The 20,780-nt window shown below is 63.9% G+C and carries 15 protein-coding genes; 6 read left to right on the forward strand and 9 right to left on the reverse strand.

The genetic code is table 11. From position 1 onward, the window contains the following. Positions 1-93: 93 nt before the first annotated feature. Both IPV69_RS15365 and IPV69_RS15370 read right to left on the reverse strand, forming a co-directional pair. On the reverse strand, positions 94-1,062 hold the full coding sequence (locus IPV69_RS15365; protein WP_206290572.1) for a glycosyltransferase family 2 protein: 969 nt from the start codon (positions 1,060-1,062) through the stop codon (positions 94-96). 58 nt (positions 1,063-1,120) lie between these two features. After that, complete coding sequence (locus IPV69_RS15370) at positions 1,121-2,017, reverse strand: sulfotransferase (protein WP_206290573.1); 897 nt, start codon at positions 2,015-2,017, stop codon at positions 1,121-1,123. 72 nt (positions 2,018-2,089) lie between these two features. Between IPV69_RS15370 and IPV69_RS15375 the strand changes: the two genes are divergently transcribed. Continuing rightward, positions 2,090-3,064, forward strand: coding sequence for a glycosyltransferase family 4 protein (locus IPV69_RS15375; RefSeq protein ID WP_206290574.1), 975 nt, complete (start codon positions 2,090-2,092; stop codon positions 3,062-3,064). A 37-nt stretch (positions 3,065-3,101) separates the two neighbouring features. Here IPV69_RS15375 and IPV69_RS15380 read toward each other — a convergent pair whose 3' ends face one another. Beyond that, positions 3,102-4,103, reverse strand: a complete 1,002-nt coding sequence (locus tag IPV69_RS15380; protein WP_206290575.1) for a peptidylprolyl isomerase — start codon at positions 4,101-4,103, stop codon at positions 3,102-3,104. A gap of 311 nt (positions 4,104-4,414) precedes the next feature. Here IPV69_RS15380 and IPV69_RS15385 point away from each other — a divergent pair, with 311 nt between their 5' ends. From IPV69_RS15385 to IPV69_RS15405, 4 genes are all read left to right on the forward strand, one after another. Then, positions 4,415-5,275 (forward strand): calcium-binding protein, encoded by an 861-nt coding sequence (locus IPV69_RS15385; protein WP_206290576.1) that lies wholly within the window; start codon positions 4,415-4,417, stop codon positions 5,273-5,275. A gap of 633 nt (positions 5,276-5,908) precedes the next feature. Continuing rightward, positions 5,909-7,336, forward strand: coding sequence for a hypothetical protein (locus IPV69_RS15390; protein ID WP_206290577.1), 1,428 nt, complete (start codon positions 5,909-5,911; stop codon positions 7,334-7,336). A 620-nt stretch (positions 7,337-7,956) separates the two neighbouring features. Beyond that, positions 7,957-8,325 carry a hypothetical protein gene (locus tag IPV69_RS15400; RefSeq protein ID WP_206290578.1) on the forward strand — a complete coding sequence of 123 codons (369 nt, stop codon included), beginning with the start codon at positions 7,957-7,959 and terminating at the stop codon, positions 8,323-8,325. Between the two features lie 22 nt (positions 8,326-8,347). Beyond that, on the forward strand, positions 8,348-9,526 hold the full coding sequence (locus IPV69_RS15405; RefSeq protein ID WP_206290579.1) for a glycosyltransferase: 1,179 nt from the start codon (positions 8,348-8,350) through the stop codon (positions 9,524-9,526). Between the two features lie 14 nt (positions 9,527-9,540). On the opposite strand, the gene IPV69_RS15410 is transcribed toward IPV69_RS15405, so the two are convergent. Beyond that, complete coding sequence (locus IPV69_RS15410) at positions 9,541-10,464, reverse strand: DUF58 domain-containing protein (protein ID WP_206290580.1); 924 nt, start codon at positions 10,462-10,464, stop codon at positions 9,541-9,543. Beyond that, on the reverse strand, positions 10,461-11,471 hold the full coding sequence (locus IPV69_RS15415; RefSeq protein WP_206290581.1) for a protein kinase domain-containing protein: 1,011 nt from the start codon (positions 11,469-11,471) through the stop codon (positions 10,461-10,463). Before IPV69_RS15415 ends, IPV69_RS15410 begins: the two co-directional genes overlap by 4 nt. A 119-nt stretch (positions 11,472-11,590) precedes the next feature. Between IPV69_RS15415 and IPV69_RS15420 the strand changes: the two genes are divergently transcribed. After that, complete coding sequence (locus IPV69_RS15420; RefSeq protein WP_206290582.1) at positions 11,591-12,454, forward strand: MBL fold metallo-hydrolase; 864 nt, start codon at positions 11,591-11,593, stop codon at positions 12,452-12,454. Positions 12,455-12,651: 197 nt separating this feature from the next. On the opposite strand, the gene IPV69_RS15425 is transcribed toward IPV69_RS15420, so the two are convergent. The 4 genes from IPV69_RS15425 to IPV69_RS15440 form a co-directional block, all read right to left on the reverse strand. Further along, positions 12,652-14,079, reverse strand: a complete 1,428-nt coding sequence (locus tag IPV69_RS15425; RefSeq protein ID WP_206290583.1) for a TlpA family protein disulfide reductase — start codon at positions 14,077-14,079, stop codon at positions 12,652-12,654. 182 nt (positions 14,080-14,261) lie between these two features. Further along, positions 14,262-15,761, reverse strand: coding sequence for a TolC family protein (locus IPV69_RS15430; RefSeq protein ID WP_206290584.1), 1,500 nt, complete (start codon positions 15,759-15,761; stop codon positions 14,262-14,264). Continuing rightward, a complete protein-coding gene (locus IPV69_RS15435; protein ID WP_206290585.1) occupies positions 15,758-17,170 on the reverse strand; it encodes an efflux RND transporter periplasmic adaptor subunit in 1,413 nt (470 codons plus the stop codon). Before IPV69_RS15435 ends, IPV69_RS15430 begins: the two co-directional genes overlap by 4 nt. Then, positions 17,160-20,753 (reverse strand): efflux RND transporter permease subunit, encoded by a 3,594-nt coding sequence (locus IPV69_RS15440; RefSeq protein WP_206290586.1) that lies wholly within the window; start codon positions 20,751-20,753, stop codon positions 17,160-17,162. The genes IPV69_RS15435 and IPV69_RS15440 overlap by 11 nt, the downstream gene beginning before the upstream one ends. Positions 20,754-20,780: the final 27 nt, after the last annotated feature.

Raw genomic sequence — 20,780 nt, forward strand, 5'->3', positions numbered from 1 at the left:
GGTTGGTGCTCTGATAGTAGCCGTACCGACCGTCGGTACAAGACGAAAACCAGTGCGAACGCCGGCATTTGAACGGAGGGGATTTTCAGGGCCTCAGGAACGCCAGAACCGGCGCAGCTGCCCGAAGTAGAAACCCGCCGCGGCTGACAGCCTCCGCCGGGTCCGCTCCGCGGCGTCCCTGCGACCAATGATCCGATAGCCGGCAAGCATCGTCGCCAGGAACGCAAGCCGCAGCGGGGTGTCGAGGGTGATCAGGACCTTGTAGAACGGTGCGGCCAGTCGGCTCCGGTGGTGCTTTCTCAGGTAGCGGGCGTAACCACATTCGTATGCGGCGTACGTGAATCCGTAGTTCGCCTGGGAGGTGATTCGCCCGAAGTGAATCAGGGAACGCTCCGGCAGGTAGCGGATCGGCCCCACCCGACCCAGTCGAAGGCAAAGATCCACATCTTCGACCCCAAACTCATACCCTTCATCCCAGCCGCCAATCTCATGGAAAACGTCGCTCCTGACGAGCAGGGCGGCAGCCGCGAGTTGCGGCATGTCGGCCCCGATCTCGGGGTCGAAGGCGCCATAGCGATACCTGCGGTATTGCCCGGCGAAGACCCGCAACCAGTTGGAGAAGACGAACACCCTCTGGTGCAGAATCACCCGCAGTGTCGGCAGACGCCGGCCGGTGTGCTGGGGTTGCCCATCGGACCCGATGAGCTTCGGGCCTGCCGCGACATAGTTCGGATGCTCGTCTAGAAACCGCGCCAGCATGGAAATCGCGCCCGGCGATGCCAGCGTGTCGTTGTTCAGGAAGAGCAGATATCGACCGGTCGCAACGGCGGCACACTGGTTGTTGGCTCGCGCAAAGCCGGTGTTCCGGTCGTTGCGAATGATCCGCACGCCGGGAAGCGCGTCTTCTGCGCCGGCAAGTGATTGGTCGCTCGATGCGTTATCAACGACGATGGTCTGCATCGCCAGCTCCGGGTCGCTGGTCCGCAGCGACGCCAGCAGGTTGCGCAGCATGTCCCCGCCGTTCCAGTTCACAATGCAGATAGAGACGTCGGTAGGTGCCAAGAGATGATCCGGGGCCGGCGCGGCGGACGTGCCGTCGCGATCGCGATTGTTGTGCGTGTCAAAGTTGGTCGTACTGGTAGTGCTCCATCCATCGGGTGGCGCGCACCTGATCATAAAACGACAGGAGATCGGAGTCGCTCTTAAATGCCGCGCCGCGCGACGCGTTGACCGCGGCGACCGCGGCAGCGATCCGATCGGATGCCGGGTTCACACCGCAAAACACCGCGAGCTTCGTCAGGGCGTCTGCAGGTTCGGCCAGGAATTGCTCGTAACGGACGATGAGCCTTTCGTTGGGGACGGCGGCCAGTTGCCGCTCGGCCTCGGCGACGTACTCCTCCCAAAGTCCGAAGCCGCCGGCGAGCGACAGGCACCGCGCCGAGCCCTTAAATCCTGCCCGCTCCAGCATCGAATGCTTGTTCAGCTGCCCCTGCTTGCCGTCGTATTCGTCGATCCGCCGGGCGAGCTCGCGAACCTCGCGGACTCGCAAACTCGCGGCGACATCGATGCCGTTGCGGACAATGTAGAGCAGTTTTGCGTTCGGAAAGATCGACAACCACACCGGCAGGGTAAAGACCGTTCTCGGGTCCTTCCATCCCCAGGAGCCTTCGATCCTGGCCAGCGACCGCTGCTTAAAGTATCGCTTGCCGCCGAGATACCCCTTGAAATGCCCAGACTGCAGGTCTGTCGAGATGCACCGCACCGTAAGGTCCAGTGCCCGGGCGTCCTCGAGAAAGCCCTTCGCCGGCGAAGGGTTATCCCACGACGCCCCGATTCGCTTCATCAGGCGGTCGTTGACCTCAAGAAAATAGGTCGATTCGTGATCTTCCTGAAGTTCGTGCCCCTGGAACAGTCCCAGTTCGTCGAGCAATCGTGCGATCAGCGAAGTACCCGAGCGGTGCATCCCCAGAAGGATGATCGGTGGGGTCGCAACGGGAATGATCGACTCGCTCGTCATGGGCGGGGCAGAAGGTAACATGCCCACCGGCGATGTAAACGCGGCCCGCCCGGCTCGCATGCGTCCCGCACCATGAAGCGAGTTCTCATCCTGGCCAACAATCTCCGGCAGGCCTCCTACCGTGTTCGCGTCGAGGCGCTGCTGCCGTTGCTGCGTGATCGCGGATTTCAGATTACGGTCGGGCTTCGCAAAACCAATCCGATCACGACCTGGCGACTGCTGGCATCGGCGGGGGCGTATGACACCGTCGTGCTGCAGCGAAAAATGCTCGAAGGCTGGGAAGCACGCGTCCTTCGCAAGGCCGCCAAGCGCGTGATCTACGATATCGACGACGCCCTGATGTACTTCAATCGCCCGGTGAGCTGGCACAGCAAGCTGCGAACGCGGCTGCGCTTCCGCGCCACCGTGCGGGCGGTCGACCACGTGGTGGCCGGGAACGAATACCTCGCCGACATCTTCCGCCGGGAAGGCCTGGCGGCGACCGTCCTGCCGACCGTCGTCGATCCGTCACGATATGCCGTCAAGCAGCACGCCGAGACGACCACCCCGCGACTGGTCTGGATCGGATCCCGCTCAACATTGCAGTACGTCCGCGGGCAGTTGCCGGCGTTGCAGGCGGCGGCGGAGAGAACGGCGGGCCTGCGGCTTCTGACGATCGCCGACCAGACGCTCGCCGACGCCCCCCTTCCCATCGATCACGAGCCTTGGTCGGCCGAGACCGAAGCGGCGGCGCTAGTTCGCGGGGATATCGGTATTGCGCCCACGCCGACCGACCCCTGGACCCTGGGGAAATGCGGATTCAAGATCGTCCAGTACATGGCCGCCGGTTTGCCCGTCGTGGCTTCGCCGGTCGGCGCCAACGCGGAGTTGGTTCGCGAAGGCGTGACCGGTTTTCTGCCAACAAGTGCCGCCGAGTGGGCCGACGCCATACGACGCCTGGCAACCGACGTCGATCTGCGCCGACAGATGGGCGAGGCAGGGCGACGGCGCGTGGAGGAACAGTTCTGCCTGGAGAAGGTCGCCGACATCTGGGCGACCCTGCTCTAACGCACGTGTCGATCTCGCACCGGATCACGGCACCCGATCACGGCACCGGCTGACCTTGAACCGGCTGACCTTGAACAGGGGCGACGGGTGCCGGCGGACCGACGATCGCGTCGTTCAATTCGACCTTGGTTTGTTCCCGCAGATCACGCACCAGTTGGTTCGTCCGCTGTGGTCCGAGCTGCTGACGCAGAACGCCGGCCAGCTTTTCAAACGTATCGAACCGCCCGGTGACCTGGATCAGGTGCCAGCCGAACGGACTCTGCACCGGGGCGCTGACTTCATTTTCCTTCAGCGAGAAAGCCGTCTGCTCGAACGCGGCAACCATCTTGCCACGGGTAAAGCTGCCCAGGTCGCCCCCGTCAACCGCAGATCCCGTGTCGTCGGACTCGGCCTCCGCGATCTTGGCAAAGTCTTCACCGGCCTTGATGCGGGCGGCAAGCGCATCGATCTTTGCCTTGGACTCCGCAGCTGTCAGCTCCTTCTGCCCCGGGCGAAGTGGCACGGCCGACCCCGGGATGCGGATCAAGATGTGCCTGGCAGAGACGCGTTCGAGCTGCTGGCGGTGCTCGTCGAAGTGCTTGCGCAGGTACGCATCGTCCATCGTCTCCTGCACGTTGAGCACCATCGCGTTGGCCAGCACCTGGTCGCGCATCACGGCCAACTGCTTCTGAACCTCGGGCTTCTGATCCAGTTGCTTGTTGCGGGCTTCCTTCGCGAGAAGCTTCATGTTGGCCAGCGAATCGGCCCAGGCCCGGCGATAGGGGCCGCGCGCCATTTCCTGATCGCTGGGATTCAGATTCGAGATGAACAGCTCGAACTCTTCCAGAGTGACTGTTTCGTTACCCAGCTTGATCACGACCGAGTCCGGCCTCGGCTGCGTGGCAGGAGCGGCCGGCGCGGTCTGCGCGGGCACCAGCGGCTGCACCGCCGGCGGCGTCTGTGCCGACAGAAACGTGCTTGCCAGCGGTAAGGCCAGCGCGGCACCGACAACGGCGGGGGCGATCACACGGACGGCTTGTTGCAGACGGCGGTTGGACACGAAAGTCTCCTGCGGAGGTTGGGGAAGAAGTCGACAGCGAACTCTATGCCCGCGGGAGCTCGCCGTAAACGCCAGCCTTTTCCGGGAACACGTACGGACGCTCTACGCGTCACGCCCGGCAAAGGCGACCTGAATTAGACGCCCCGGGGGCCCAAATGTTGGCAAATCCGACGGCTTTTGGGAGGTCGCTCGCCGGGCCGGAGGACGAATCGTATGTCAGTCGTGCCGCCGGCCTTCGTCCTGCCATCGTGATCCGGAAGTCCGGCGGTTAACGCATACCCATCAATAGAACCGCACGAGGACTGATCCCTATGTCGCAGCCCACGTTGTCCGCTACGGTCGAATCGCTCGAGTCCCGCCGACTGATGTCCGCCTCGCCGGTATTCGTCGCCGGCGGGACGTTGTTCGTCTTCGGGAGAGGCAATGCCGAGAACTCGGTGGTTGTCTCCCGATCCACAGACGACAAGATCGCGGTGTCGTTCGACGCCTCGGTCCCCGGCGTGAGCGCCGTCCGCTCGTTCAGCCAGCTGTTCGATGCGGCCGACGTGCAGAACGTCATCGTTCGCGGTGGCAGGCTCAACGACACGATCGAGGTCGGAAAGCTCGACGCGGGCTGGACCATTCCCGTCTTCGTTCAGGCCGGCGCGGGCAACGACACCGTCTGGACCGGTGCCGGCAACGACGTCATCTTCGGCGCTGACGGTGACGACGATATCGACGCCGGTGACGGCCTGAACCTCGTCAACGGCGGCAAGGGGCTGGACACCATCGTCACCGGCTCGGGCAACGACCTCATCGCGGGTGGAAACGACCGGGACACGATTCATTCCGGTGCCGGCGACGACCTGGTCCGCGCCGGTGACGGCGACGACGACGTGACCCTGGGTGACGGCAACGACCGCGCCAGCGGTCAACTGGGCAACGACGTCATCCGCGGCGAAGGCGGTAACGACAATCTCTGGGGCGGCCGTGGCGATGACGTCATCTACGGCGGCGACGGCGACGATCTGCTCGGCGGCGTCTTCGACTACAACTCGCTCTACGGCCAGGCGGGGCAGGACACCTTCGTCATGGTCGACCCCGACGCCAACTCACACGACTTCAACGACCTTGAAGACATCATGCGCCTGACGAAGAAGAAGTCTGACGGCGATGTCGTCGAGACGGTCTGATGCTCGGTTACGAGATCAAACAAAGCTGTTCAAGACGTCCCGGGTGCAAAACACCCGGGACGCCTGCATTTGCAGAGGCGCGAATCACGCGCAGAAGTCCATTTTTTTTGGATCGAGCTTCCCGCGACTCATACCCGCCGGCACCTTAAACACCCGTTCCCACATTTACCGAGAAACGAGCGAGACACCGATCGTCATGGTTTGTTGAAGGCGATTCAAATTTTTCTGTTCCCTTTCCGAGACGGCCCGGAGATAATCCCTCGTAGCCACGCCCGGACGCTCGATCGATCTGCGGGGACGATCGCGGACGGGCACTCATCCTCTTCCCCCGGCTGAGGTTTCCGGGAAGAGTTCCGGTCCCGCCCATGCCTTCCGCGGTGGCCTTATTCATCCATCCCTTATTCCGCCCGCGGTCGATCCATGCGCCTGTGTAAAGGAGGTGCCATGATTGCTGGATGGGTTGTCACGACGCCGCGACCAGTCGATCCCCCGCATCGAACCGGCCGCCAATTGCGACGCTGACGACGAACCCTGCCTCGCAGGCGCGATCGTATCCCATGATTTGGCATCACTCTCGCGCGGCATGCGAGTCTCCAGGCGTCGCCGATCGGCGTCTGCCGACAAGGAGATTTCATGAGCTACAACGACTATGCACCCCAGGACGCCAGGCCACCGCAGCTCCCCGATGACACCGCACGCCCGGATCTGACGCCGGTCGAACGATCCCCGGAAGACACCGTGCTCGGCATGGACTCCGCAAAGATCGTCGATACGGTTCCGCCCGACCAGCCGCCGCCGTACAGCATCCGTCCCCGTTTCCGCACGCTGCTGCTGACGTTTCTCGTCCACCACAATCCGTTCTACCTCATCAGTGCCCTGTGCATGATCGCCGGGTGCTATGTGCTTAACATCGGGCTTGAGCTGCGCACCGGTGAGGTCCATCGCATCCTGGTGCTGATCGGTACGCTGACTGTTTATGAACTGCTGCTGGTCGCGTTGGGTCTGTTCCTGATACGGGGGCGCGGCATCCTGCGCGACGGCCGGACATTGCTGTTGCTGCAGATCGTGTTCCTGGTCGACCTGACCTTTCTGAACGCCGAAACCGTGACCGTTGACCTGCGCATGGGGCTGGTCGTCAACGGCGTGTTGCTTTTGCTGGCGCTGCTGAAGGTCGGCGCGGTGATGAAATGGCTGACGCCGGTGTTCCCCTGGCGGTCGTTCCTGATGGCAGGCCTGATGCTGACAGCGCTGTTCGCGCTGCCCTGCGTGCTGAAAATGGTCGAGTTCGACGGCAGGGTCGCCGGGCGCGATCTTCACGCCATCTGGTGGTGTGTCGGTCTGTTGCCGGTCGCGTGCGAGATGATTCGCCACACATTGAGGCGGGATGGAGAAACAATTGCTGCGGCGGCGGGCGGCACCTCGCCCGCACCACGGCTCCAACCGATGCGGCCGAGGCTTTCGAACGTCTACATCAGCATGGGTTTCGCATCGGTGATTGCTCACCTGGGCATGATGCATTGGGTCTATCAGGGACGCTTCTACGCGGCCGACCTCACGCCGGTGCTGCTGGGCCTTGCCGTGGCGGCGGCTTACGGATCGCCGACGCGGGTGGTCCCCGCCGGCGATCTGCGATTCGCGAGGCAGTGGCTTCCGATCGCGGCGATCCTCTGCGCACTGGCCGGGCCGCGCCCGTTACACCTGGCGATCGGACTCGACGGTCGCTTCGAACCGACGTCACTGCATCTGGCGATCGCCGGCGCGATGGCGGTCTACTTCTACGCTTACTTCTGGAAGTGGGTGCGGGTGGTCGGCGTCGTCTCGGCGGCGACGGCGCTGCTCCTGCTGTTCGGCCCGACGATTCGGCAGATCCAGGCGGCGTGCGTCGCGACGTGGGAACAATGCCTGGCGATCGGCTGGCAGATCATGCCCAAGACGTTGCTTCAGTGGGGCGTGACTGCGGTCGGTGCGGCATTCGCGTTCCTCGGTATCGGTGCGCTGCTAAGCCTTTCACAGCCCAGGCAGTCTCCGCCACAACTTCCGCCGGAATCCAATGGCGCGTGATGTGAGCCGAGGTCGTGGGTTCAGACGTGCGGAAGCGCCGACATCGGGCGGAAGGCGATAATTCCGTCCAGAATTTTCGCCAGCAGCGCTCGGGCGACAGGCTCTTTCCACAGCTTATCCACAAAGCGATGTCAACATCCCCAGTTTGAAATTCCGCGCATTTTCCCGACGAATTAGCACTCTACGATCCGAAGTTACCCCGTTGAACCTACGTGTAGGGCGTGTCAAGGTGTCGCACTCAAAATGTAGTTGCATTGTCAAAGCTAATGATGTAAAAATATCGCGGCTCCAAACACCGGCTGCGCCGGAGAAAGGACTCGCAATGGCTACCAAGAAGGCGCCCGCTAAGAAGGCCCCCGCAAAGAAGGCCCCGGCCAAGAAGACCACCAAGAAGAAGTAACTCGATCGCGGGCCAATTGCCCGCGGCGAGTCGCGAGGCTTCGAGCCTCGAAACTCTTGGCTGTGTCGCTTGTTCAGGCGATGCCAATCCAAAGCCGGCCCGAGGGCCGGCTTCTTTCGTTTCTGGTAACCGAGGATTCCCGCCTACTTCCCCACCGTTCCCGGCCTATCGTTGAACGGCGAGAACTTCCGAACGATCGTTCCGGCGCGAGGTCATTGGCGTGATCGACGAGAAAGCACCCATACCGAAGGTCTTCATCCCCCCGGCCGGAACCCAGGCCTGCCTGATCATCAACGGCACCGATGTCGGACGGATCGTCGTCAAGGGATGGGAATCGTCCTGGGCTTTCGGCACGTTCACCCCACTCGCGGCATTTTCGGAGTACGCTCCGCTCTTCGGCGTCTGGTCGTTGCTCATGCATGACGACGAACACGCGCCGCTCCACGAAACGGCCTCGGCCGCGCTGGCCGAAGCCGAACGCAAAATGGACGCCCTCCACGCGGAAGTTCATTTCCCGGACCGCGACCTGCGCGTTCCCGTCGGGCAGTTGAACATCGACGGGGAACTGATCGAATGGAAGATGCTTTGAGTGAGCGACGGAGCCGAGCGAGATGAGCGAACGAAAAGTGACGGTGGTCTGGCTGATGAACTCCATGCCGCCGTACCGGTCGAGCGTCTGCCTGCGGGCACGCCGTGAACTGAAGCTCGACCTGGTCTCGGCCGTCACCCACGACCCTTGCGAAGGCAATCGCTGGCCCCGGGTGCCCCAGGAAGTCCTGCCGCAGGTCTTTTTTGCCCCCCATCAAATGCCCGGCCCCGTCTCCAGGGGCGAACTCGCCGGCGATGTCTTCAAGGCAATGAAAGTTCTCCGCTGGATCTGGCGCGTTCGCCCGGCGGCGATGATCGTGTACGGCTACAACGACTTCACCCGCATGCTCGCCGTCGCATGGTGCCGCATCTCCGGTACTCCGGTGTTCGTGGCAGGCGACAGCAACATTCACGGCGAAAGCCGCCGTCCGCTGATCCGGGCGCTGAAGTCCGCCTACCTGTCGCCGCTGCTGCGCCTGACAAACGGCGCGATGCCGCACGGGTCGCTCGGGTCGGCCTATTTTCGCAAGTATGGGGTTCCCCGATCGCGGATCTATCGGCTTCCTCTCGAGCCCGACTACGCGTCCATTGCCGCGGTGTCGGCCGACCGCATCCACTCGATCGCGACGCGACTCGGATTCGCCCCAGATCGCCGTCGCATCGTCTACAGTGGCCGGCTGGTTGAGGTCAAACGAGTCGACCTGCTGATCCAGGCCTTCAATCGAATTGCCGTCCAACGCCCCGACTGGGACCTGATCGTCCTCGGCTCCGGCCCGCTGGAAAGCCAGCTGCGCGATGCGGTGGCGGCTGATCTTGTCGCGCGGGTGCAGTTCGTCCCGGCGTTTCGCGATCCGCAGGATGTATTTGCCGTCTACCGCTCGTGCGACGTGCTGGTGCTGCCGAGCGATTACGAACCCTGGGCGATTGTCATCAACGAAGCCGCCGCCAGCGGACTTGCCATGGTTTGCAGCGATGTCGTGGGGGCGGCGGCCGACCTACTGCGGGACGGCGTCAACGGCCGATCGTTCCGCCGGGGAAGCCTCGACGGTCTGACTGCCGCACTGCTCGACGTGACCGAACCTGCGAACCTGAGTCTTTACAAGGCGGCCTCGCCGCAGGTGGTTGCGGATTGGCGGCGCGATGCCGACCCGGTGCAGGGCATCGCCCGCGCGCTGCGCGATAACGGGATCACTGTCGGCTGAGGTTACGCCCGCGATCACACCGCCCGGCGTCGCAGCAGCGTCGTCACGCTTTCAATCAGCGACCGTTCGGTAACGAACGAATAGAACTCGGCCCCCATCGCACGGCAGGTCTGCTCCAGGTCGGCCCGGTGCCTGCGGAAGTTGTCGAGATACACCTTCCGCACGATCGCCGGCTCGCAGAGCCGTGATTTCTCCCCCTCCATCCCGCGAAAACGCGACCATCGCTTGAACGGAAAATGCACCTCATCCTGGTGCAATACCTGGATCACAATCGCCTCATGGCGGTCGTGCTGAAGGCGCGACAACCCTTTGCGAATCTCGACGACCGGGGAGAAGCAATCGGAGACCGCGATGACCAGTGCGCGCCGGTCGAGCCGGTCGGCGGCTTCGGTCAACGCCGGGCCGAGGTTCGACGGACCGCGCGGGGTAGACCGCTCCAGGATATCGATCAGGTGCGACAACTGCTTGATCCCCGCCTTCGGTGCCAGCCAGTGGTCGATCTTCGACGAGAAGCTGGCGATCCCCACGCTCTCGGTCTGCCCCAGCATCAGGTACGCCAGCGACGCCAGCAGTCGGGACGCGTAATCGAACTTGCCGGTGGTCGAGCCGTCTTCACGCGGTTTGAGCGGGCCGTCGCCCTTGCCGGCGTACGACATCGACCCGCTGGCGTCGAGCATCAGCAGGCAGCGGAGATTGGTCTCTTCGTCGTATTCCTTGATGTAAGGCCGATCGGTCCGCCCCAACACGCGCCAATCGAGCCGCCGAAGTTCGTCGCCGGGCGAATAGAACCGATGCTGCCGGAACTCGACGCTGGCCCCCTTCACCGGGCTGCGGTGCAGGCCGCTGATGGTGCCTTCGACGACGCTGCGCGCCGAAAGCTGAAGGTGGTTCAGCTTCTCGATGAGGGCGGGGTCGAGAAATCGGCTGACGAAGTTCATGAGTCGCAGGCCACGGAATAGAAGCCAGGGGACAACGATGACTGCTTTGCGCCGGGGGCCGTGTCCGGAAGCCGCTCCTCGATCCAGGACTTGCCTGATTTTATCCAGTCGGGAACGGGGTCGTTGGGAAACTTGACGATCCGCCAGCCGGCGTACGCCGCCGCGATGCCAAACGTCATGACGACCAATGCCCAGAAGAGCGACCGCCGTCGCGGCGTGTGCTCGGGCTCGACCAATGCGGCGGGGGAGACGCCGACACGCTCCCGCGATTCGATGATTCCCGATAGCCGGGTCGCCAGGATCCGCAGTACGGCCTCGCTCCCGGGTGCCACGCCGTCCTCTGGCGAAAGCATCGCTTCGATGCCGGCGACGATCGTCCCGAGTGGCGTCTTTTCTTCCTTGCGATCGTGCAGGATCGCCTGCAGCGTGTTGACCACGCCCCAGAGGTCATCCGCGGGATCGGTGTAAAGAAGCGGGCTGACGTGTGTCAGCCGGACGTTGCCGTGGGCATCGACGACGACATTCGATCCACGGATCGCACCGTGCACGATGCCCTGGCGATGCAGCGATTCGACCATCAGCACCAGCTCACGAGCGGCCAGGGCCAGCTTCCGCTGGGTGCAGCCGGCGTCGGCGGCGTAGTCGGTCAGGGTCTTGCCCTGCACGTATTCCCAAATGAGCCAGGCCTCGTTCGGCGCGGCGTTTTCCGGCTCGCGTTCGACGCCATAAAGGTTCGCCACGCCCGCCAATGCCAGTTCGCGGACACGTCCGAGGCGTTCCTTGATGCTGGGGTGAAGTCCCTGCTTGATGATGCAGTCGCGGTCGAGGGGTTTGAGCACGATGCCGCGCCCGCCGGGCCCGATCGCGAGGTAGCTCGGGCCCAGAAAATCGGTGTCGCCGGCGAGGGACGACTTCAGCGTCGAATCGACGGGATAACCGCAGATCTCGGCCCGCAATTTCTCCGATGACACGCCGTTGGTCGAGATGGAGTCGGTCGCGGCGGACATCAATACCCAAAGGGTATCCGACGAAGGGAGCGATAGGAACAGAATCGCAAACCGAGGCTATGTTCGACCTTCAATCTTCGATGTTCGTCCCTTGTCTGCTATGATCCCCGCCGACACGGATGTCTCTCGACCTCTGCATTCTCGCCAGCGGCAGTGCGGGCAATTGCTCGGTGGTTCGGTCCGCGCGCGGCACCCTGCTGATCGACGCCGGCCTCTCACCACGGGCGACGGAGCGGCGGCTGGCGGCCATCGGTGTTCGCCTCGACCGCATCGCCGGCGTCTGCCTCACCCACCTCGACAGCGACCACCTGTCCGCCAGCTTCCTCGCCTGGCTGTGCCGCAACGGTGTCCCGATCTTCTGCCATCACGACAAGGTCGATGCGCTGGGCGCCATCGCCGGCCGGCGGACCATCGTGCTGCGTAACGTGCAACACTTCGGCGAAGACGGCTTCGAGCCGTTGGACGGACTCAACGTGGAGGCGATTCCCGTCCATCATGACGCGGAGGGATCGCACGCGTTCGTCCTGGAGGCCACCGAGTCGCGGTCTTCGGCCGTCCGTATCGGTTTCGCGACCGACCTCGGCCGGGTTCCGCACCTGCTCATCGACCGCTTTTGCGACAACGGCGGACTCGACATCCTGGCGATCGAAAGCAACTACTGCCCGCAGATGCAGGCCAGCAGCAGCCGGCCGGAGTTTCTCAAAAGGCGGATCACCGGCGGCCACGGCCATCTGTCGAACCAGCAGGCGTTTGACGCGGTGAAGCGAATCCTGGATCGGCAACTAGCTCAGGGGAATGGCCTGCCCGGCAGCGTCGCATTGCTGCACCGCAGCCAGGAGTGTAACTGTCCGACGAAGGTGCGCGAGATGTTCTCGCGCGACGTGCGGATCGCCAAACGGCTTGTTTTGGCCGAGCAGACGGAGTCGACGGGGTGGCTGGCGCGGCGGGTAGCCAGAATCGAGCAGATGCTGCTCTGGGGTTAGGCGGGAGCGCGGGCACGCTCGCCCGCGGGGGCCGAAAGCCTCGTGATAGAACGTCCCCCGATTAGCGGTCGCACCGCAGGTGCACGCCTTTTCGGAGTAATTGACTGCTCGGGACGAAAAAAAGTGCACCTGCGGTGCGACCGCTAATCAGGGAACGCTTTCCCGCCGACATGCCCCCGCGTCCGCCAAGGCGGACCCTACTTGAGTGCTTCCTCGATCGCCGTCTTGATCTGCTCGTGCGTGCCCGAGCCGACCGTCACCTTGACGATCTTGCCGTCCTTGTCGATCACCACGGTTTGCGGAATGCCGCTGACGCCGAAGCTCTTGGCGACCTTGCCTTCGACATCGAGCAGCACCGGCATGCCCAGCTTCGTCTTTTCGACGAACGGCTTGATGACGGTGTCCTTTTCCCGCAGGTTGACGGCGAACGCTTTAAGTCCCTTGTCGCCGAACTCCTTGTAGATCGCGTCGAGATGCGGCATCGACGCGCGGCACGGCCCGCACCAAGTCGCCCAGAAGTCGAGCATCACGACCTGCCCCTTCAGGTCGGACAGCTTCACTTCCTTGCCCTCGAGGTCTTTCAGCTTGAAGTCCGGCGCCGGCTTACCGACCAGCGCGCTGGCGGCACCATCTTCCGGGCCGTCGTCGGCCGCGCCGCCGCCGGCTTCGGCCAGGGCTGTCACGTCACGGGCGCCAACGGGCGGCGTCCAGTTGAAATCGACATCCTTCACGCTCGCATTGGCCTGCGATAGCGCGTAGTCGATCGTCACTTCCACCTTCTTGACGTCCTGCTGTTTCTTCTCGATCGCATACCCCTTGCGATCCCAGACGGTCCGGCGGATCAGGTGCGACTTGCTGTCGAACGCGATCGTCAGCTCCGACTCCTTGCCGAATGACAGCTTGAGCGCCGGATAAGCAACGTCGTCAATCTTGACGTCATCCACCTTGGCCAGCTTATCGACGCCGTCCATCAGTTCCTCGGCGGCATCGGGGACGATAGCCAGCAGCAGCGACGGGTTGAGTTGCGACATCAGGCCCACGAGCTGCTTCGGCAGCTCGCCGGATTTGACGCGGTCTTTCGGAGCGTCCGCGAGGTAGAAATAGTTGTACCGCGACTCGAACGCGTAGAGCTTCTTTCCGGTGCCGCCGAAGAACTGCGATTCGGCCTTGCCGCCCGTCAGGTGTTCGCGGGTCTGATGGCGGAACTTCAGCGGCGACTGGAAGCTCGCCTCGAACTCGCTGCTGTTCTTGTTCTTCTCGCCGTTCATGTCGATGTCGGCGGAAATCGTGCCGGCCAGCTTCAGCGATTCGACGCCCTTGTACGCAGCGCGGACGGCGTCGAGCAGTTCGCGGGCGTCCTTCGACACGTCCAGCTTCGCCTTGGCCGGCTGTGTCGCCGGCTTGGTCGCGGGGGTCTTAGGCTTCAGCAGTTCCGGGCCGTCCGCCTTCGTCACCTTCACCCTGGCGGTGTCATCCCTGGCCGGCTTCTGGTCGCCCGGCTTCTGGTCAGCCGGCTTCTGATCAGCTGGGGCGGCGGCAACCACGCCGGTCGCCAGAAGGGCGACGGCAACCGATGTCCGAACGGCGCAGAATCGACGATGCCAGCGAGTAGGGGCGTGTGCCATGAGATGCTCCGGGGCAAAGCGTGTGGACGTCAGCGTGCGGTGCTGACCGGCCTAAGACTATACCCACAAGTGGCCCGGAAGTCGGGACAAAATGCGGACGGGCAGGGCGGTGGAGGAGGCGGAAGGGGACGAGATACCGCATCCCGACTCGAAATCCGACCTTGCAGACCGCCGCGGGTGGCTCACGGGAGTCCGGGGAGGGTCGCCGGCCTGGTTGCCGCCTGCATCGTGACTTCGGGCAGAACACCGATCGCCCGGGTGAGATCCAGCAGGAAAACCGCCCGGTCGAACCGGACGCCGGTCAATTGCAGTTCCGAGTTCAGGACCTGATCCTGGGCCACGAGGACGTCGAGGTTGATCGCAAGCTGGTTCGCGAACGCGGCACGGGCCTGGTCGAGCGCCTCCTTGGCCGCCTGTACCTGCTGCTCGAACTCGGCGGTTTTGCGATCGGCGGCATCGAGGTTCTCGAACGCCGTGCGGACGTCGTTCAGCACCTGCCGGCGGACGAAGCTTTCATTCAGCATCGCCTGCCGCAGGCGCGACCATGCCGATCGCACATCCGCCTCGATCACGCCGGCCGAAAAGATCGGCACGTTGGCAAGCAGCACGGCATTCCATTTACTCGCATCGGCATAAAACTCGCGATAGAGGAACCCGGCGACGTTTAACGAAACGCTCGGATAATACTGGGCAAACGCAGCATCGACCTGGGCGCGGGCCGAGACCACTGCGGCCCTGGCGGCAGCAAAGTCTTCCCGCCGATCGAGCGCCATCTGCTCGTAATCGGTCAGGGTGTGCTTCGGATCCGAGACTGCATCGGTCACCGACTGCTCGGACAGCTTCCCGTTGATCGTGTCGACGCCGACCAGGAGCGCGAGGGTGTGGCGGCCGTTGCGAACATCGCTCTGGGCCTGCAGCAAGGTTGCCCGGGTGCCGTTCACCTGTGCCTGCGTCTGGGCGACGGCCAGCTTGGTCGCCAGTTGGTTTGCGAACTGGTCCTTGACGTCTTTGAGCCGGGCTTCCTGCAACGAGACCGAATTGCGCAGCACCTCGACCGCTCGCTCGCTGCGAAGGACCTGCAGATAAACCTGTGCGACGTTCAGCAGGATCGTCGACTGCGCGTCGAGCAGCAGAAGTCGCTGCCGTTCGATGTTGGCGTCGGCGGATTGCAGATTGGCAATGTCGCCGCCGCCGCGGAAAAGGTTCATGCTGCCGACAATGGGGGCTTCGGTGCGGTAGCTGATCTTGCCACTGTCCTGATAGGACCCGCCGCTGGCAGTCGTGTTCGAACCAGTACTGCCCGAGGGGGCGCCGTCGCGGGCTCTCTGTTCGATGGTGAACGACGGCTGAAAGCTGACGGTGGGCAAAAAGTTGGCAACGGCGCGGTTCTTGGCGATCAGGGACTGCAGATAGTCTTCGCCGCGCAGACCGAGCTGCTCGTTGTGCTGGTTGGCAAGTGTCATCGCCCGAACCAGCGTGAGCGATTCCCCCTCAACGTACGGTTGGGTGGCGGCCACCCGGCCGTCCAGCACCCGGCGGTACAGGTCAACTTCCGCCTTCTGATCGACGGCGCAGCCGGCGATGAACAACCAGGTACACAGCAGCAGAGTCGAGAAGATGAAACGGCGATGAGGTCTAGGCATGATGCGTTCCGAGAGTCGTTCGTTGGCCCGAAGATTCACTGCGCCGAAGCGCTGGGCCGCGTCGCCGGCACCGGCGGAGGGGCCTCGGCGACAGGGGGCTTGGCGGCACCGCCGCCGGCGATCTGCACCTCGACCCCATCGACGATCCGGTCGCCGGGATTGGTCACCACGCGTTCGCCGGCCTTCACACCCTCGGCCACTTCGGCTTCCACGCCGAAATCCCGACCCAGCGTCACCTTGCGCAGCTGCACCCTGTTCTGGCCATCGACCACCGCCACCCGCAGGCCGTCGGCGCCGTAAACGAGCGCACTGGTCGGTATCACCATCGGCTGCCCCTCACGGGCAAGCTTGAACCTGACGTCGCCGAACATGCCGGGCAACAGCTTTCCGCCGGCGTTGGACATGTGCAGCTCGACCCGCAGCGTCCGCGTCTGGGCATCCAGCGACTCGGCGGTTCGGGCAATCTTCCCCTTCACGCGGATGGGCGGGCCGCCTTGCGTGCGGACGGTCAGCTCGGCTTCCTCTTCCCGATTGAGGCTGGTGACGTAGCTCTGCGGCACATTCGCGAAAACCCGTAGCGTGTCGGTCTGCTGCACCTGGAACAACTCCCGGCCGGCGCCGGTGTCGGACTCTGACACGCGCGTGCCGACGTCAAAATTGCGCGACGTGATCACGCCGTCGAAAGGAGCGTAGATCGTCTGAAACGACTGCAGTTGCGTGTACCGCTTGACCGATGCCTCGGCGGCCAGCACGTTGGCGTTCGCCGCCTTGAGGTTGCTGTTGGCGATATTGAAAGCCGATCGGCGCTCGTCGAGCTGCTGCTGCGTCACGCCGCCGGTCTTGGCCAGGCCCTGGTAGCGCTCGTAGGTCGCCTGGTTGAAGTTGAACTCGTTGGTCGCCCGGCCGACGACAACCTTTGCCTGTTCCAGCGTCGCCTTGGCTTGTTCGAGCTCGGCGTCGACCTCGGGTGCGGTGATGCGCGCAAGGGGCTGGCCCGGCTTTGCCGGCTGATCGTCCTTCGCCGGCTGCGGCCCACGGACGCGGTCGCCGATATCGACCAGCAGTTCGGTGACGTAGCCGTTGGTGCGCGGGTAGAGCGCCGTCGACTGCATGGCTCGGACGTCCCCGGGCAGCAAAAGAATCGGGTCTTTCGATAGCGCCCGCGGCACCGTGACGTTGACGATCGGCTTGGCCGACGCCAGCTCGTTGGCGTCTTCGCCGGCCTGCGCCATCTTCTTTTTGTGGGGGACGAACCCGATCACAAAAAGCGTGGCGAACAGGGCAACGATCAACACGACTGTAATCACGATGGCGCTGCGCGAGACCGGCGGCAGCTCGATCGCCGCTTCCGGCTCGGCGTGGCCTCGGGCTTGATCCGGCGGCGAGCCGTCGACGGGCGGCTGCCCGTTCTGTTGCTCGCGAAGAGGGGACTTCTGTTCAGCTCGCATGAGCCACCTGGGGTTGGAGTGCGGATTCGGAGTCGTGCGGTTTTGCGTAGGGGTCCTGCGGGTCGCGCAGCTCAGGCTCCACGTGGACCTTTGGCGACCGGCGTTTGAGCGCGCTGTAGACGACCGGCACGAAGAAGAGCGTGGTCACGGTTGCCAGCAGAAGTCCGCCGATGACCGCTCGGCCCAGCGGCGCGTTCTGCTCGCCGCCTTCCCCGTGCCCGACCGCCATCGGCAGCATGCCGATGATCATCGCGGCGGCGGTCATCAATACCGGCCGCAGGCGGGTCATGCCGGCCGACAGGGCGGCTTCGCGTGCGGTGATGCCTTCGCGTTCCTTGCGCAGGTCGTTGGCGAAGGTCACCATCAGGATCGAGTTCGCCGTCGCCACGCCGACCGCCATGATCGCCCCCATCAGGGCCGGCACGGAAATGGTGGTGCCGGTGGCAAACAGCATCCAGAGAATGCCCGCCGCCGCCCCCGGCAGCGCCATCAGAATGATCAGCGGGTCGAGCCAGCTCTGGAAGTTCACGACCATCAGCAGGTAGACCAGAGCGACGGCAAAGATCAGGCCGATCGCGAGCCCCTGGAACGAACTGCTCATGCTCTCGACCTGTCCACGAAGGGTAATCTTCGATCCCTTCGGTAGCTTCGATTCGTACTTCGCGGTGATCTCGCGCACGTGCTTCGCGGCACTGCCCAGGTCGGTACCGAAGACGTTCATCTGCACGTCCGACGTCCGCAGAATGTTCTGGTGGTTGATGTTGCTTGCCGTCGTCGACCGTTCCAGCGAATCCAGAATGTTGCCCAGCAATTGCGGCTCGGCCGCCGTGCCTTGGCCGTCGCCCGGCGGCTGGATGGGCATGTTCTCCAGGGCATTGATCGAATCGATGCGGTACTGCGGCGTCTGCACGATCACGTTGTAGGTGATGCCCGTCGCCGGGTTCATCCAGTAGTTCGGTGCCGCCTGCAGCGTGCCGCTCAAACTGATCAGCAGATCCTGCGCCACGTCGCGTTGCGTCAGGCCGACCTGCGCCGCTCGCGTGCGATCGACGTTCACCCTAAAGTCCGGGGCGCTGGTCACCTGTGCGATGCGCAGGTCGGTAATCCCCGGCTTGCCGCGCAGATCGTTCATGATCTGCTTGGCGATCTCGCGATTCTGCTTGTCGTTCCGCAGCGGGCCGGCGATCTCAACATTGATCGGGCTCGACAGCCCGAAGTTAAGCACCTGCGTCACGATGTCCGGCGGCTGGAAGTAGAAGACCAGCTCGGGAAACTGGCGCGGCAATTCCTTGCGAAGCAGCCGGATGTAATCTTCGGTCGGCTGGTGACCTTCTTTCAGCGAGATCAGGAACTCCCCTTCGGCCGGGCTGTTAAGTGTTCCGTCCGACAGCGCCAGGTTGATGCCGCTGTTGGGGATGCCCATGTTGTCGATGACTTCGCCCAGATCTTTGGCCGGGATGAGCTTGCGAATCGCAGCGGTCACGCGGGCGAACTGAACCTCGGTCTGTTCGATGCGCGTCCCGGCCGGTGTGCGAACGTGCAGCCGCAACTGGCCGGCGTCCACCGTGGGGAAGAAGTCCTGGCCGACGATCGGGAACAACAGAACGCAGGAGAACAGAACGATCGCCGCGAAAAACGCCGTCGACCCCAGCTTGTGGTCCAGCGTCCAGTTCAGCAGCGAGCCGTAGCGCCGGCGCATCCGCTCGAACTGGCGGTTGAACGCGAAATGCACGCGCCAGATCAGCATGTACCGGCTGATGAAGACCAGCAGCGCGATCGACAGGCCGATCGCAATTACCCACAGCGCCGCCCGCAGCGGGCTCTCGGCGATCCAGCCGGCGATCCCCTGCCAGGCGTCGGCAAGCCAGGGCAGCGAGCCGCTGACGGCCATCGACCGAAGGGCAAACATCAGGACGACCACCGCGGCGACGCCGACCATCAGGCCGATCCTGGCGGCCGGCTTGCGGAGCCATCCGCGGAATCGTTCCCAGCCTGTCGCGTCGTGTTCGCCGGTCGTGTGGTGTCGCTTGTGCTCGAGCGCGCCCGCGGCGTGCGGATCGTCGGGGTCCAGCTCGCCGCCGTACATCTCGACTTCGCTCGCGAGCAGATAGTGAACCATCGTCGGCACGAGCGTTCGGCTCAGCAGGTAGCTGGTCATCATCGCGATGACGACCGCCAGCGCCAGCGGAGTGAACAGGAATCGCGCCGCGCCGCTGATGAATGCCACCGGGACAAACACGATACAAATACACAGCGTCGCGACGAACGCCGGCACGGCGATCTGCTGGGCGCCGTCGAGAATCGCGCGGACCAGGCGTTTGCGCTGGTGCAGATTGCGGTGGATGTTCTCGATTTCCACCGTCGCGTCGTCCACCAGGATGCCCACCGCCAGCGCCATCCCACCGAGCGTCATCACGTTCAGCGTGTAACCGGCGAAGCTCAGGACGATGATCGAGACCAGGATGGATAGCGGGATCGAGATGATCACCACCAGCGTGCTCCGCCAGCTCCCCAGGAACAGCAGGATCATGAGCGCCGTCAGCCCCGCGGCGATCGCGGCCTCCATGATCACGCCCATCACGGAAGCCCGCACGAACAGCGACTGGTCGAACATCACCTCGATCTTGAGGTTGTCGCGAATCTCCGGGGCGAGCTGAGCCTGGGCGGCGGGCAGGGCCGCCTTCACCGCCGACACCACGTCCAGCGTCGAGGCGTTGCCTTGCTTCAGGACCGACATCAGCACGCTGCGTTTGCCGCCGGCGTGGACGACATTGGTCTGCACCTGGAATCCGTCGCGAACATGGGCGACATCGCGAATATAGACCACCGTGCCGCGGGTGGTCTTGATCGGCATGTCGTTGATCTGCGCCGCCACGTCGGGGCTGGAGTTCAGCCGGACGGGGTATTCCTGGTCGCCGATCTTGGCCGTGCCGGCGGGCAGGACCAGGTTCTGCGCCGAGACGGCGTTGCTCACTTCCTGGGCGCTGATGCCCCAGGCACGGAGCTTGTCGGGGTCGAGATCGACCATCACCTGCCGCTGCCGACCGCCGTAGGGGAACGGAATCAGCACGCCGGGGATGGTGATGAGTTGGGTTCGAAGCTGATTGATCGTCACGTCAAAGAGCTGCTGCTCGGGGATCGTGTCCGAGCTGATCGACAACTGCATGATCGGCACGGCACTCGCCGAGTAGCGGATCACCAGAGGCGGCTGCGTGCCGGGAGGCATTCTGCCGACGGCGGTTTGCGCGGTCGCCGTGACCTGCGACATCGCCTCTTCGATCTTCGCCCCCTTCTGGAAAAACACCTTCACCACGCCGGTGCCGTTCAGCGACTGGCTCTCGATATGGTCGATGTCGTTCACGGTCGTGACGATAAACCGCTCGAACGGCGTGACGATCCTGTTCTCCATCTCGTCCGACGACATCCCGCCGTACTGCCAGACGACCGCAACAACCGGGATATCGACATTGGGGAACACATCGGTCGGCGTACGGAAAATGGTCACCACGCCAAGGATCAAGACCAGCAGCGCAGCGACCACGAACGTGTAAGGCCGGCGAAGGGCTAATCGGACAATCCACATACAACCACTCCAGCTTCGACCAACCAC

The sequence above is a fragment of the Humisphaera borealis genome (assembly GCF_015169395.1).
Lineage (GTDB): Bacteria > Planctomycetota > Phycisphaerae > Tepidisphaerales > Tepidisphaeraceae > Humisphaera > Humisphaera borealis.

Coding starts and splice junctions, on each gene's coding strand:
- IPV69_RS15375 (WP_206290574.1), top strand. CDS start 2,090: ATGAAGCGAGTTCTCATCCTGGCCAACAATCTCCGGCAGGCCTCCTAC.
- IPV69_RS15390 (WP_206290577.1), top strand. CDS start 5,909: ATGAGCTACAACGACTATGCACCCCAGGACGCCAGGCCACCGCAGCTC.
- IPV69_RS15385 (WP_206290576.1), top strand. CDS start 4,415: ATGTCGCAGCCCACGTTGTCCGCTACGGTCGAATCGCTCGAGTCCCGC.
- IPV69_RS15435 (WP_206290585.1), bottom strand. CDS start 17,170: ATGCGAGCTGAACAGAAGTCCCCTCTTCGCGAGCAACAGAACGGGCAG.
- IPV69_RS15420 (WP_206290582.1), top strand. CDS start 11,591: ATGTCTCTCGACCTCTGCATTCTCGCCAGCGGCAGTGCGGGCAATTGC.
- IPV69_RS15425 (WP_206290583.1), bottom strand. CDS start 14,079: ATGGCACACGCCCCTACTCGCTGGCATCGTCGATTCTGCGCCGTTCGG.
- IPV69_RS15410 (WP_206290580.1), bottom strand. CDS start 10,464: ATGAACTTCGTCAGCCGATTTCTCGACCCCGCCCTCATCGAGAAGCTG.
- IPV69_RS15405 (WP_206290579.1), top strand. CDS start 8,348: ATGAGCGAACGAAAAGTGACGGTGGTCTGGCTGATGAACTCCATGCCG.
- IPV69_RS15370 (WP_206290573.1), bottom strand. CDS start 2,017: ATGACGAGCGAGTCGATCATTCCCGTTGCGACCCCACCGATCATCCTT.
- IPV69_RS15440 (WP_206290586.1), bottom strand. CDS start 20,753: ATGTGGATTGTCCGATTAGCCCTTCGCCGGCCTTACACGTTCGTGGTC.
- IPV69_RS15415 (WP_206290581.1), bottom strand. CDS start 11,471: ATGTCCGCCGCGACCGACTCCATCTCGACCAACGGCGTGTCATCGGAG.